Source organism: bacterium (genome assembly GCA_020444065.1).
GTDB lineage: Bacteria > Sumerlaeota > Sumerlaeia > SLMS01 > JAHLLQ01 > JAHLLQ01.
On sequence record JAHLLQ010000008.1, the window covers coordinates 1 to 12,416 of the forward strand.

The 12,416-nt window shown below is 55.1% G+C and carries 13 protein-coding genes; 9 read left to right on the top strand and 4 right to left on the bottom strand.

The genetic code is table 11. The annotated features are described in order from the left end of the window. The 3 genes from KQI84_16815 to KQI84_16825 form a co-directional block, all read left to right on the top strand. A partial coding sequence (locus KQI84_16815; GenBank protein MCB2156540.1) for a hypothetical protein occupies window positions 1-1,828 on the top strand: 1,828 nt, incomplete at its 5' end. Window positions 1,829-1,916: 88 nt separating this feature from the next. Next, on the top strand, window positions 1,917-2,501 hold the full coding sequence (locus tag KQI84_16820; protein ID MCB2156541.1) for a hypothetical protein: 585 nt from the start codon (window positions 1,917-1,919) through the stop codon (window positions 2,499-2,501). 42 nt (window positions 2,502-2,543) lie between these two features. Next, window positions 2,544-3,383 (top strand): hypothetical protein, encoded by an 840-nt coding sequence (locus KQI84_16825; GenBank protein ID MCB2156542.1) that lies wholly within the window; start codon window positions 2,544-2,546, stop codon window positions 3,381-3,383. A 110-nt stretch (window positions 3,384-3,493) separates the two neighbouring features. On the opposite strand, the gene KQI84_16830 is transcribed toward KQI84_16825, so the two are convergent. After that, on the bottom strand, window positions 3,494-3,946 hold the full coding sequence (locus tag KQI84_16830; protein MCB2156543.1) for a hypothetical protein: 453 nt from the start codon (window positions 3,944-3,946) through the stop codon (window positions 3,494-3,496). Between the two features lie 281 nt (window positions 3,947-4,227). Between KQI84_16830 and KQI84_16835 the strand changes: the two genes are divergently transcribed. The 6 genes from KQI84_16835 to KQI84_16860 all read left to right on the top strand — a co-directional run bounded on the left by KQI84_16835 (window position 4,228) and on the right by KQI84_16860 (window position 8,940). Continuing rightward, the gene (locus tag KQI84_16835) at window positions 4,228-5,211 is read left to right on the top strand and encodes a site-specific integrase (GenBank protein ID MCB2156544.1); all 984 of its coding nucleotides are present in this window, start codon (window positions 4,228-4,230) and stop codon (window positions 5,209-5,211) included. 171 nt (window positions 5,212-5,382) lie between these two features. After that, complete coding sequence (locus tag KQI84_16840; GenBank protein MCB2156545.1) at window positions 5,383-5,721, top strand: helix-turn-helix domain-containing protein; 339 nt, start codon at window positions 5,383-5,385, stop codon at window positions 5,719-5,721. Further along, on the top strand, window positions 5,721-6,416 hold the full coding sequence (locus KQI84_16845; protein MCB2156546.1) for an ImmA/IrrE family metallo-endopeptidase: 696 nt from the start codon (window positions 5,721-5,723) through the stop codon (window positions 6,414-6,416). The genes KQI84_16840 and KQI84_16845 overlap by 1 nt, the downstream gene beginning before the upstream one ends. Before the next feature lie 70 nt (window positions 6,417-6,486). Beyond that, the gene (locus tag KQI84_16850; protein ID MCB2156547.1) at window positions 6,487-6,726 is read left to right on the top strand and encodes a DUF2188 domain-containing protein; all 240 of its coding nucleotides are present in this window, start codon (window positions 6,487-6,489) and stop codon (window positions 6,724-6,726) included. A gap of 60 nt (window positions 6,727-6,786) precedes the next feature. Next, window positions 6,787-7,044 (top strand): hypothetical protein, encoded by a 258-nt coding sequence (locus KQI84_16855; GenBank protein MCB2156548.1) that lies wholly within the window; start codon window positions 6,787-6,789, stop codon window positions 7,042-7,044. Between the two features lie 96 nt (window positions 7,045-7,140). Continuing rightward, window positions 7,141-8,940, top strand: coding sequence for a DEAD/DEAH box helicase family protein (locus KQI84_16860; GenBank protein ID MCB2156549.1), 1,800 nt, complete (start codon window positions 7,141-7,143; stop codon window positions 8,938-8,940). 367 nt (window positions 8,941-9,307) lie between these two features. On the opposite strand, the gene KQI84_16865 is transcribed toward KQI84_16860, so the two are convergent. The 3 genes from KQI84_16865 to KQI84_16875 all read right to left on the bottom strand — a co-directional run bounded on the left by KQI84_16865 (window position 9,308) and on the right by KQI84_16875 (window position 12,373). Further along, window positions 9,308-10,501 (bottom strand): hypothetical protein, encoded by a 1,194-nt coding sequence (locus tag KQI84_16865; GenBank protein MCB2156550.1) that lies wholly within the window; start codon window positions 10,499-10,501, stop codon window positions 9,308-9,310. Window positions 10,502-10,755: 254 nt separating this feature from the next. Next, entirely contained in the window at window positions 10,756-11,286 is a 531-nt protein-coding gene (locus KQI84_16870; GenBank protein MCB2156551.1) for a DUF3368 domain-containing protein, read from the bottom strand. Then, window positions 11,270-12,373 carry an XRE family transcriptional regulator gene (locus tag KQI84_16875; protein ID MCB2156552.1) on the bottom strand — a complete coding sequence of 368 codons (1,104 nt, stop codon included), beginning with the start codon at window positions 12,371-12,373 and terminating at the stop codon, window positions 11,270-11,272. The genes KQI84_16870 and KQI84_16875 overlap by 17 nt, the downstream gene beginning before the upstream one ends. Window positions 12,374-12,416: the final 43 nt, after the last annotated feature.

A 12,416-nucleotide genomic window follows, 5' to 3' on the forward strand; every position in this document is an offset into this window, starting at 1 on the left:
GCCTGCACCGAGGTCGGGCGTCGTGTCCAGATGTGGTTCGTGGGACGCATACGCTACCAAGGCCCTGGTGCGATTGCTTGAGAACCGGCTGGTTGTAGCCGAGAAGCTCTGCCGCAATTTTCTTTCTCCAGACAGCGGAACTCCGATAGATGACCCGTATATTGTTGAGCGTATCCTGTGCGCTTCTTACGGCGCGGCAATGCGATCGCAAAATGTGGATGGTTTGGAGGGGCTTGCCAAGCTTTGCTATGACGTCTTCTTTGCTGCCACTCCTCAGTGCGATCACGTGCTTATTCGCGATTATGCGTTGGGGCTGATTTTACTCGCTCTGAAGCACGGAGTATCGCTTTCGGTAGATCCTTCGAGGATAGAACCACCCTTCGACACCAAGGGATTCGATCCAAACCTGACAACGGATGCTATCAAGAAGAAATACAATCTAGAAGACGGCGAGTGGAACGAAGGATACCGTCCTGCTTGGTCGCAAATAGTCCCCAATGGAACAGACTTTGGAATCTATCAGGTCTCCTCAGCGATTCAGGATTTTGAAGACTTTAGCGGCGGAGATCGAGACAAGCGAAACTTACACTCCATCGTCCCAGCTTGGATGCTGGAGTGCATGATTGACCTCGGGTGGTCGTCCGATTTTGAAGAGCCCCAGAACCTCGTCAACCACCACCGGTCGTATAACAGGCACGATCAGGATAAGCCGGAGTCTTTGACGAAGAAGTATGCATGGATTGCCCTGCACCGAGCCGAGGGCATTATGGCAGATCACTACACGATAAAGGACGGCTGGGGAAGCGAAGCTGAATGGCGTTACAGGCAAGGTCCTTGGGAGGGGTATAGGCGAGACCTTGATCCGTCCCTCATGATTCCTCTGGAGCAAACAAAAGGAGGCGAGTCTGAAGGAGCATCTCAATGGTTTCCAGCGGGGACGGTCATGCCCGACTGGAGGCCCGATGTCGATGATGAAACTTGGATGTCGGATTCGAAGAACTTGCCAGTTCTGGATAAGATACTGCCTTGGGATTTTGCAGATGGGACCCAATACCTGATGCTTCAGTCGTTCAAAACAGAAGATCAGCCCGTCTCCCCATTGGAAGCAGATGGGAAGCCAACCAGGGATTCGTACCTTTTCGTTTGGAGCTACTTTGTACCGAGCGACATGGCCGACAAAGCGTTCGCCTGGTTCAAGGAGCAAAACTACTACTCGAAATGGATGCCTGAGTGCCAGTCATCTATGCAAGCGTTCATCGGTGAAATACCTTGGCATCCGGCTAGCGACCCGGAGAGCGAATTGAGGCTGCCGATACGCCGTGACTCCCATCATTTCTCCTTTCGCCAGAGGACGCCACCACCGTGTGAACTTCTGATTTCGACCGACGAATACTCTTGGGGCAGTAGCTACGATACAACATGCCGGACAGACTTCAACTTTCTGATTCCGTGCAACCGACTCATCGCCTCTCGTGGGCTTCACCGTCACGGAGAACTACCGCCGGAGTTGAAGACCAAGTTCAGTGGTTCCGGTTTCCAAGAAGCGGCTTGGTTCGACAACGAAGGGAGATGTGTGGCGTTTGCACCTGATGCATATTATCCTGGACCGTCTGCTTTCTTCATCTCCCGCAGTGCTCTGCTGGAATTTCTGAAGAAGGAAGACCTGGCTCTTTGTTGGATTTTCTTGGGCGAGCGCTGCTCGTACGTCCGCGATATGGGGGGTGAGCGGGTAATGCCTCCGGGAGAGGCGATAATCAATGGCGCAGGGATTGTGACAATGGATGACAACCTTCGTTGGGATATTCGATATGATTACAGACCACTCTGATCGACCGGGGATATTGGAAAACGCGAGTGTGTAATTCAACTACATCAGGAGGCAAGCCATGAGGCAGCCAGGCCGAGAGAGAATCCGGATGCTCCGCCACGAGGGCGAGAAGCCACTCGTTGATGCGATCATGATCCCGGACACGCTGTTGACCATCCAGGCAGCCGCTCGGGCCGCTAATGGCCTATCCTGGCTCTTGATCGGCAGCCAGGCGGCATCATGCTGGATGGGGTCCCGTGCCACCGTGGAAATCGAGGTGCTGGTGCCCACTCCTCATGAGCAGGCGCTGGTTGAAAGCAGATTGGATCCTCTGCCTGGTGGTCACCGTGTGCTCGTGCGAACCGCCGAGCAGGCAGGAGCATCGGTCGATTCAGTCGTCCTTTGGAGTTCAAGGGCACGATGGGATGATGTAGGAGGCACTACCGTGCTTGTACCCCAACCCGCCGACCTGTTTCTGCTCATGCTCGCCGAATCCAGGCTCATCGAAGCTCCGCAGGCGATGTATTTTGCCGCCCGGCTGTTGCAACTCCATGGACCGTTCGACCTCGCTGAGGAGGATCTGTCTCCCTATCAGCAAGAGCGGTTGTCTCAGGCGGCGGCTCTGGTGATTCATCATGCGGCAGACGAGCTTGAGAAGCTCGACCAGCGACTTGCGACTGCTGTAGAGTGGTGATTGAAGGGGCTGTGGATCGGAAACATTCAAAGGGACGACCCCATGTCAGAGAATACCAAACGCATCACATCGAATGTACCGCGGGCTCTGTTTGACCGAGTCACTCAGAGAGCTGAAGTACTCTGGGGAGAGAATGATTCGGAGTCCGGCATTGTCGCCACTGTGTTACGCGATTGGCTCTCGCTATCCGAGCGAGGGTCCTTTGATGCACGCCTCGATCAAATGGAGCGCCGGGTCGAGCACCTGTTGACGGTTCGCCCGGTGGAAGGATTTAGGGATGATCGTCCGACTCTCGATGATCCGCAGGTTCGGCGTCGGTTGAGGCTTCAAGAAGTTGCGCCGGTAGTTACAATGGCAGGCGTGAAATTGCCTGAGCTACCAAAGAAGCCAAGCCCTAAAGAGATTAGTAAACGTCGTAGTAAACTTATTAGTGAGCATCGGAGCAAAGGGGTCGGATTTGACTTCATAGAATTCCAGTATATTCACGGCTATGATCCGAAAGGGCATGTCGAGTTCTCTGCCTATGAACGCGCTGGATTTCCACTGCTGCGCGATGCCGCGTACTACAACATGCAGGAGCCAACGATGAAGCAGATTCTTGATCGCTGCTGGACGAATACGAAGTTCACCTGTGCGCCGTTGCTTACTTACTCTTATGGTGGAAAGCTCATAGTCCTTGATGGTCTGGCACGTTTCACGGCGCTGATGGAAGTTTGGCGGCAGGGACTCGGCACACCGACCCGTCTACCCATCGAGCTTTTCTTCGGCGATTTGGAAGAAGCGCGAAGGGAGATGATCATGCGCAATCTCCATGGTGGCCCGAGGTCACTTACTCGTTCGGAGTTCGAGCGTGCGGTGGACTGGTCCAAGGGCCTTGCGTAGATCGAGTGCTCCAAATCACGGTATTCAGAATCTTTCTACAGCGTATATCTATATCTTGTTACTCGGCCACATTCACTCTGGCGGATTGTTCTCGTCAGCAGATGATCCCGTCATGCGGGTAGTTGCCGCACGACGCGATTGCAGGTGCGTCCCACCTTTCTCTCCATTGAAGCAATGACGAGTTCGATCCCGGTCGCGCTTGTGCCGTAACTCCACCACCTAGGTGTCTCGTCCCACCACCGCACAACGACCAACTCGCCGAACGTTGGGAAGTGTAGTGTATAGATTGACGCTTGATGCTCCTCGTCGGCCCAGCAAGTTGGCCCCCACTCGACAGTGGCGACGGGAGTCATCCGCAACCGTGCTATGTTTTCGTCGACCAGTTCTCCCTCAAGGTACGCCGTCGCATCCTCAGTTACGGCGAGACCGTGCAGTTCACGGCAGGACGCGATTGCCGAGTTGATCTCTGCCAGCGGGATCAGGCAGGCGATCAGAGGCAGGACAGGTTCCGGTGTATCCGGCGATCCCAGATTCAGGTCCGTTGGCTCCAGGTTCTCACCCATGAGTCGATTCCGCTCCCGGCCTTGGCTGGAGTTGAAGAATACCCCGCGCACATCCTTGCGCAGCAATTCTTCTCATTCTGGGCCGAAGGGAGCGAGAGCATTTCGGACAGCGCAGCTTCTCTGGTGTATACGGTCGCGCCTTGACCCTTGGGATCCTCGATGAACTCGGCGCTCCCCGGCTTCGACTCCTGGCTGTGAAGTCCGGTTGACTCTGCTCTCTAGTTTGGCTACTCAAAATAACCACGCGATAATGACAATTATCGGGTACTCAGGAGCCAGCCATGGAAAATGCCCTCATCAAGCCAGCCGAAGCCCTGCCCGAGGTCCTCGAAGACCAAGAAGCCTCTCGGAAACACTACGAGGCGAGTTGGGCCAAAGGCACTGTTCGGGCCTACCGATCGGATTGGCGAGACTGGGAGGCTTACTGCAAGGCCAGGGAGCTGACTGCACTTCCCGCTGATCCGCTGGCAGTTGCCGGTTACCTGTCCGCCCTGGCCGAGGGTAAATGGGGCAAACCGCGGAAAATATCTACGATCGAACGACGTCGGGCAGCCATCAGCCATATCCATATCGAGTCTGGGCACCCTGACCCAGCCAATGACCCCCGAGTTCCCAGGGTGCTGAAGGGTATCCGCCGTCAGCTCACGGTGAAGAGGGAGCAGAAGTCGGCGCTGCGGGCTGACGATGTGAAGCGGATGGTGAAGACGCTGGGAAAGGATCCGAGAGGAATGCGCGACCGAGCGCTGATCCTCCTCGGATTCGCAACCGCCTGCCGCAGGTCGGAGCTTGCTGGACTCCAGGTCTCCGACCTGAAGGACCACCGCGACGGTCTCGTCGTGGAGATCCGCCGATCGAAGACAGATCAAGAGGGTGATGGCTTGCTCAAGCTTGTCCGGTGCGGGAAGGACAAAGCCACCTGCCCGGTTGAGGCGCTTCGGGCGTGGATGTCTTCCGCCTGCATCGACTCTGGCCCTGTCTTTCGCACGATCGGCAACGATCTCGTCGTTGGAGCCGAACCGATCAGCGTTTCCGGAATTTCGCTGGCCGTCAAGCGAGCCGCGAGGAACGCCGGTCTCAATGCAAGCCTCTTCTCAGCCCATTCGCTACGCGCTGGCTTCGTCACCGAGGCCGATGCCCGCGGGGCGAAGACCTTGGACATCATGAGCCAGACCGGCCATAAGACTACACGAATGATCAGCGTGTACACACGCTACAATGTGGACGAACGCTTCGAGAGTAGCACGGCTTTGGATGTGGGGCTCTGAGAGTGTTGGACGAGAACCCAGCATTTCACATCAAATCGATTCGGAATCATCGGAGCCTCAAGAGAAGCTCTGGCTTCGATTACGGCCAGGCCCTAGCCCAGGCAATAGCAAGCCTTGACATTGTGGGCGGCCTGTTGTGTCCTGGGTCGGACACAGGCAGGGTGTGATAAGATGGCAAACGTAACACCGGGATCCAACGAATTGAAACGGCTGGGTGAGAAGATCCGAGCCGCACGTAACAACCAATCTATCAGTCTGCGCCAGTTTGCCGCTCAAGTTGAGCTATCTCCGTCTTACTTTAGCAAGGTGGAAAGGGGCGAGGCGTTGGCTGGCAGTCATACATACGAACTGATATGCAGGAAACTTGGTCTTGATTCATCAGAACTTCTTGGGGAGATCGGGATAATCGATAGTGAAACACAGCGCTTGTTTGAGGAGCAGTATCGGGCAAACGCCTCTAAAGTTCAGGGTTTGCTTCGCAAAATGGCTCATAAAGAGGAAGAAGGCTGATGGGTCGGGTTCCGTTTATCCCAGAAGTGAGGATTGCCCGAGCCGCTGACGAATTGATTCGGGCCCACCGAGTGCAGAATCCCGTTTTTTCTCCACCGTACTCACTTGATGAGTTGATTTGGGACCATCTCAATCAGGTGGATGATCTGAGCTTGGACGATGAAACGCCTTTGGGGCAACACCCTGAAACAGGTGAAGCTATTCTCGGAAAAACGGTTCTCGAACAGCGAGTAATATTCATCGACCCCACCGTAAAGACTCAACCGTACTTCCGTTTCACCTTGGCTCACGAGATTGGTCACTGGATTCTTCATTGCCGTCCTCACATGCCAGATCCGAATCAGCTATCGTTGTTCGGGGAAGCTGAAGAGGACTACCCCAAGGTGTTCAACACTTACCACAGAGCGATCCTTGCACCTTCGCCCGGTCTGGATCCCGAAGAGATCCAAGCCAACAAGTTCGCTGCGTGCCTTCTGATGCCGGAGGTTGACATGCGCCGGAGTTTCGAGGAGCGGTTTGGGAATCCCCAGACTTGCGGGCCGGGTGAGATAGACGCTGCTGCTCGAAAGCTCGCTTCTGAGAGAGTCCGTGGCTTTCCAAGCCTCCGCGAATTGTTTGGCACTTCAATCGAGTCAACTGGGTACAGACTAAGAGATCTGAGTCTGGTCAGTGAAGAAAGCCCACTTTTTTCCTGAGCAGGTGTTTTTTTGCTTGCAGTGTGTCCTGTGTTGAACACATAAACACTCCCGAAAGGAGGTGGTCCCTATGGCTACCAAAGGCAAGCGAATCCATGTTGTTCCTCACGAGGGTGGCTTTGCAGCCAAGCGTGAGGGTACGAACCGGGCCGGGTCAGTACACCCGACACAACAAGAAGCGATCGAGGCAGCTCAGACCACAGCCCGCCGTGAGCGTGGCGAAGTCATAATCCATCGACGCAACGGCCAGATCCGGGATTCGGATAGTTACGGCTCTGATCCGAACCCGCCAAGAGACACCAAGCACTGACCATACAGAGGGTGGGGTAATCCGGACTCCGCCCTCCAACTATAATCAGGGAGCATTGTTATGACTCTTGAAGGCGCAGTAATCAAAGAGCAGGGAGTGACGTTCGCCATCGTGATCGTGAAACGGCACGTTATCCAGAGCAACTTCGTCGCGGATGAGGCGATTGCCAAGTGCCAACCCCTGTTTCCCGGTCTACCTGTGATCCTGATGGCGCAAGATACGTTTGGTGTCCCGACATACTATGGGCGTCAAGACATAGCCAGATTCATGGCAAACGTGCCAATTCAAGCCGTTCCTTGGAAGCGTTACACCCTATAGCTGGAAGCTCTTATCGGGTCATTCCACAAACGAAACGAAATCTTACTTCGGAGACTTCTTAGCCTCTCCCAAAAACAACAAACCTAGGAGTAGCCCATGACTAGCCCTTTTCAGACCCGCCAGCCCGAGATCGATGGCAACAATCGGATTCGTACGCCACAACGCGAGGCCTACTTGGCACTGCGCAACCACGCCACCCGGTCGAACGAGGCTGAGCGAGAGGTTGGGCTGGTGCTTCCAGTTGGTTGCGGAAAGTCTGGGTGCATAACCATTGCCCCCTTCGCCTTCGGGTCCAGGCGTTCGCTTGTTGTCGCGCCGAATGTACCAATAGCTGGGCAACTCGCATCCGACTTCGATCCGTCAAACCCAAACATGTTTTACCAAAAGTGCCAGGTCATTGCGGGTGCTCCCTACCCGGAGCCTGTTGAGATCCGGGGCACAACCACGAATCGAGCAGATCTCGAAGAGGCCCATGTGGTTATCACGAACATCCAACAACTTCAAGGAGGTCAGACGAATCGATGGCTCAGTTCTCTGCCCGACGACTTCTTCGATCTTATTTTGTTCGATGAGGGCCACCACAGTGTGGCGGCAAGCTGGAGCATGCTGAAGGACAGCTTCCCATCAGCAAGAATTGTCAATTTCAGCGCGACACCCCTGCGTGCCGACGGGCAGCAAATGGGTGGGGAAATCATCTACTCTTACCCCATTTTCCGTGCGATCGAGGAAGGCTATGTAAAGCGATTGAAAGCAGTTCAGCTAAACCCAAGGACGCTTCGCTATGTTCGGCGGCAAGACGGGGAGGAGATTGAGGTTGATTTGGAAGAGGTTCGTCGTCTTGGAGAAGATGATGCGGATTTCAGACGCAGTATTGTGACCTCAGCCGAGACATTGAATACGATAGTGGATGCTTCAATAAGGGAGCTGGACCGTCTTCGCAGCGAGACAGGCGAAGGTCGCTTGAAGATTATCGCTTCAGCTTTGAACTTCGAGCATTGTCGACAAATCGTTGAAGCCTATCGCGCTCGAAATCGCCGTGCCGAATATGTACATTCTCGTGAAGACAGCGCCGCGAACGATCGTGTCATGAGCCGCTTGGAGAACCATCAGATTGATGTCATTGTTCAGGTTCGCAAACTGGGTGAAGGATTCGACCACCCCTACCTTTCGGTCGCTGCGGTATTCAGCATTTTCAGTAACCTTTCCCCATTCGTTCAGTTCGTTGGTCGTATCATGCGAGTCATCATACAAAACGCACCTGGTCACAACCTCAATCAAGGTGTTGTAGTATTCCACGCCGGAGCCAACGTCGCGAGACAGTGGAATGATTTCCAATCCTACAGTGAAGCAGACCAGGAATACTTCGACCAGTTGCTGCCACTTGAGGGGATTGATCCGGCAGATATAACGGCTGAACGTGAGTACGTACCGCGCCAGCATGGGGTTGAGATTCGTGCTCAATCAGATGTCTTGATGCAGGAGATTCCGCTACTTGATGACAATGAAGCTATGCGGGCATTGCGGTTGCTTCGTGATCGTGGCTACGAACCCGAAGACATCGCCGCTGCGTATCGCACCCTGGAGCCAGTTCCGACCACCAGAGTTCGGGAGCGCCAAGCACTTCGAGCCGGGTTAGATCAACGAATCCGGACGGAAGCCGCCCGTATTCTCAACGAGCGCGGGATGAACCCAGGGGGACGAGAGCTAGACCGCCAGCGGTTGGGAAGAGACAACCTGATCATCCTGAAGTCGGCGATTGATCGGAAAGTGAATTCTGCGATGGGACACTCAAGCGGTCAGCGCCATGAGTTTTCCAGGGATGATCTGGATAGAATCAATCTCCAGTTCAACGAGTTTGTGACGGAGGCCTGCGAGGAGGTGTTCAATGGCGACTAAATCCCTCATCACTCCCGTGCGTGTCGAAAGAGCCGAAAGGGCACACAACTGCCAAGCCAATGCACGCCATCGAATTGAGCGAGGAGATGTAAGGCTCAAGGTTCGCAATGGACGGGGATGGGATCACTACTGTCGAGATTGTGCAGCCAAGATTATCTCCAGGGATATCGAGAAACTCCGTAGCCTGCAACACCTTGAAGTAGAGGAGGATGTGTAAGCCGAGAACAAGATGGGTTAGGTCACCCACCCAAGAGGCTCCTCGTCTCAGTAGACTGGGTGAAGCCTGTAATCACTCTCGTTACCAACTATTCGTCCCTTGCACACCACACTCCCAGTGACGCACAGATCGAGCCATCAATAGAGTAGCTCATTCAACTGCCCTCTTCAGTTCTGCGATAGAGGTGGCAACTTGCTTTCGACTGCCGTCGCTGATAACCATCTTGTCCGCCCAAATCTTCATTCCGGCTGAGAGCTTGTTGTCATAGCAGAGAAAGATATCGCATTTGTGAAGGGCGGAGGCATGGTCGACGTCGAAGGTCAGTCCTTCGGTTGGAGGTTCTCCGGTTGCAAACATTTTCTCCAGTTCACGGAAAACCAGATCCAACATCATGGCGGGTTGAATTAGTAAGCCCAGCCGATGGTAACGCTCCAGCAAGAGTTCCCAGAGTTGGGCCGTCTGCTTTGAAGTCAGAATCCCATTGGTTCGGCTTCCAAAGTCAGGTGGTAGAGGGGTAACATCGTCCTGCTTGATGGAAAGGTCTGGGTGCGGGAAGGGTTGATCCCAATCAGCAATTACTTGCTGGTAATTCATGAGTCGGTAGCTATCCCACGGGGACGGAACCGCAGCCACCAACGCTGGGAGAGCAAGCGACACAATTCGTTGGGCGATGAGATCCTCCCGATTCTTCTGAAACTTGGAAACACTCCGCCTGGCATCTTTTCCCGGAGTGAATTCGGACAATAGTTCCTGAATCTTTGCCTCCATTTCTTCAACTGACAACGTCGCGTATCCCTTATCGCTCTCCATGTGGAATTTCAAATACTCCTCTTGAGTCATCTTGAGCGACGAAAGAACCAGATTAGGATCCAGCAGGATCTGAGTGTGCTTCAGTCGCGAGAGCTTCTTCGATCTCAGTAACTCCTCATTAGCCCCCGATGCGTCGTAGTCAACGAGCGCAGCCATGTGTGCAATCACACCGCTGTAAATCCGCTGATTGTCCCCTTGGAGTCTCTCCCGAATGTCATACTGAACGCAGCCTGGCCAGTGTGTATCGATCAGGTGGAGGAACTCCTGAAGAATCACAAACTCAAAACTTGGAAGTATCCGTCTCCCACGAGTGAGATTCTCCAGTGCCTGACTCAGCTTCTGCCGAAGTTGCAAATCTGTGCACAAACAAAGCTCAATGGCATTGTGAGCAGACCCCCAGACCTGAATCTTTCCCTCTTCCTGTAACGCGAATAGGCAGTCGTATAGAGGTGTTCCACTACCCGAAGCCAAATCAAAGGCTGCGCGGGATAGCGCGGACTGCTCAAGATAGACACTTTTGGGCTTATCAGTCATGGAGTCTCCATTCCATCTTGTTCAATCAAGCGTCATTGACCGAAATGGTGGTTGTTGCCTCGGGGAGCAACAACCGGTATTCAAGCAACAGAGGCTCTTGGGGTCTCAGTTCGCGTCGGGAAAACCACTTCTGCTCAGAAAATGGATGGCGAGTTGCTGTGCACGGACACTCGATCACTGCCCTAGCCAAATTTTCCCTTTTTCGATTCTGAATTTGCCGTGGGGAGGGGAACAACGCCGATTCGTGGAGTCCGTTATCCCCTCTTCTTCCACTTCTTCAGTCTCGCGTCGCACTCGGCCTTCGGGAGCCGACGTTTGTTCTGGAGCAGGTGCTCCAGCTTTGACGCGGCGAGGCGTTCCTCCAGAAGCCCCCTCTGGACCAAGGTGTCGAGAATCCAGAGCGTTCCGTGGATCTCAACCGAACGCCCAACGCCCGCACGACGGAGAGGACCATCACCAGTCAGGAGCATACATTCCAACCTCTCTGCGAGCCAGAGAACAGAGCAGTCTGCCAGATCGGGCCCTTCCCCAACTGCTTCCATCATTTCGACCAATTCACCGATTTCATCGACGGACAGACCATGGCATCTGACGTGGTTCGTGCGGATGTAGGCAAGCGCGATGGCGTGGCCGCCTTCCTCAAGCTGCCCTTCGATCAAGTCCGTCGTATGCGTTTCAATCCCGTTCTGAAACCAAAGGTCGAAAAGCCCGGCAATTTCAAGATCAATCAGGATGTTGGCGTCCTGCACGGCCACGCGAAGCACGATCTCAGACCGCCTTCCCAAACTGCTCGTCGAACTCCCGCAGTGTTACCCGAAGAAGCCCCGTCGCCTTCGACCGCGTGATCAGGTCCTGCGCCGACGCCCGATGGACAAGCTGGCGGAAGCGGTTTGCCGACTCGCTCCCGGCCCAGGTGCCCGGCTCCTCCTTACGAAGGCCGGACTGGCTTGCGTGTATGCAATAGGACCGATAGGACTCCTCAACGATGATACCCAAATCCTTCGCCCGGCGCATCAGGGCGTTGATCGACATGCCCCATTGCTCCTTCATGGCGATGAGTTCTTGAAGGCTCACGTTTGGGAACGAGCGCTTGCGCCCGAACTCCGCCACAAAGGCTTCCTTCGGGATCAGCATCGCGCCAGCGAACCGGTAGCAAGCCGCCTCCTCGGTCTTCTTGTCGAGCCCCTCGGGCATCTTCATCACCAGGTGCCCCAGCTCATGCAGTACCGTCAGCCGCTTACGAGGAAGATCACGGTCCAGCCACGCTCCCAGCACGACGACCGGCGAACCGTCGGCCCAGCCCGAGAGTCCGTTGAAGCTCTCCTCGGCTTCGACGCTCTTCACTTTCACGCCGTGATCTTCCAGCAACTCGATGGTGTTCGGCAGCGGCCCTGTCCCGAGCTTCCACGTCTTGCGTACCTTCTCGGCTGCTTCCTCCGCGCCGGTCATCAGGGCCTCGCCCTTGCGATCGGTCAGGTCGACTTTCAGCATCGGCGGCATCTTCATCTCCAGGATGCGCTCGATCTCCAGGTAGCGCTCAAAGAACTCCTGCGCCTCCTCGATCACCTGCTCCTGCTTCTTCTTGCCGAGCTTGGCCTGCTTGCGGAACTCTATGCCGGAGAGGGTCACGCCGTGGCGCTCGAAGAAGAAGTCTGGCCGCACCGCCAGCGCCTTCGCCAGGGCGATAAGCACCTTCGAGTCTGGCTTCATAAGGCCCTTCTCGTACTTTGCAAGCGCAGCGTGCGAGACCAGCCCGCCCATCTCCCCAGATAGGCCCCGCAGCGACAGACCTCGCAGGGTACGCCCCCGCCGAAGCCGTTCGCCAAACCGCTCGTTCAGGTCTGTGTTGTTGGTCTGGGTGGTCGTTGTCATCGTTCAGCCCCCTTGCTGGTTTACAGATACCACTAATGAGCGC

What these genes read in the sequence shown, in the direction of transcription:
- KQI84_16820 (MCB2156541.1), top strand. Translation starts at nt 1,917, where the DNA reads ATGCTCCGCCACGAGGGCGAGAAGCCACTCGTTGATGCGATCATGATC.
- KQI84_16850 (MCB2156547.1), top strand. Translation starts at nt 6,487, where the DNA reads ATGGCTACCAAAGGCAAGCGAATCCATGTTGTTCCTCACGAGGGTGGC.
- KQI84_16825 (MCB2156542.1), top strand. Translation starts at nt 2,544, where the DNA reads ATGTCAGAGAATACCAAACGCATCACATCGAATGTACCGCGGGCTCTG.
- KQI84_16855 (MCB2156548.1), top strand. Translation starts at nt 6,787, where the DNA reads ATGACTCTTGAAGGCGCAGTAATCAAAGAGCAGGGAGTGACGTTCGCC.
- KQI84_16860 (MCB2156549.1), top strand. Translation starts at nt 7,141, where the DNA reads ATGACTAGCCCTTTTCAGACCCGCCAGCCCGAGATCGATGGCAACAAT.
- KQI84_16840 (MCB2156545.1), top strand. Translation starts at nt 5,383, where the DNA reads ATGGCAAACGTAACACCGGGATCCAACGAATTGAAACGGCTGGGTGAG.
- KQI84_16865 (MCB2156550.1), bottom strand. Translation starts at nt 10,501, where the DNA reads ATGACTGATAAGCCCAAAAGTGTCTATCTTGAGCAGTCCGCGCTATCC.
- KQI84_16830 (MCB2156543.1), bottom strand. Translation starts at nt 3,946, where the DNA reads ATGGGTGAGAACCTGGAGCCAACGGACCTGAATCTGGGATCGCCGGAT.
- KQI84_16875 (MCB2156552.1), bottom strand. Translation starts at nt 12,373, where the DNA reads ATGACAACGACCACCCAGACCAACAACACAGACCTGAACGAGCGGTTT.
- KQI84_16835 (MCB2156544.1), top strand. Translation starts at nt 4,228, where the DNA reads ATGGAAAATGCCCTCATCAAGCCAGCCGAAGCCCTGCCCGAGGTCCTC.
- KQI84_16845 (MCB2156546.1), top strand. Translation starts at nt 5,721, where the DNA reads ATGGGTCGGGTTCCGTTTATCCCAGAAGTGAGGATTGCCCGAGCCGCT.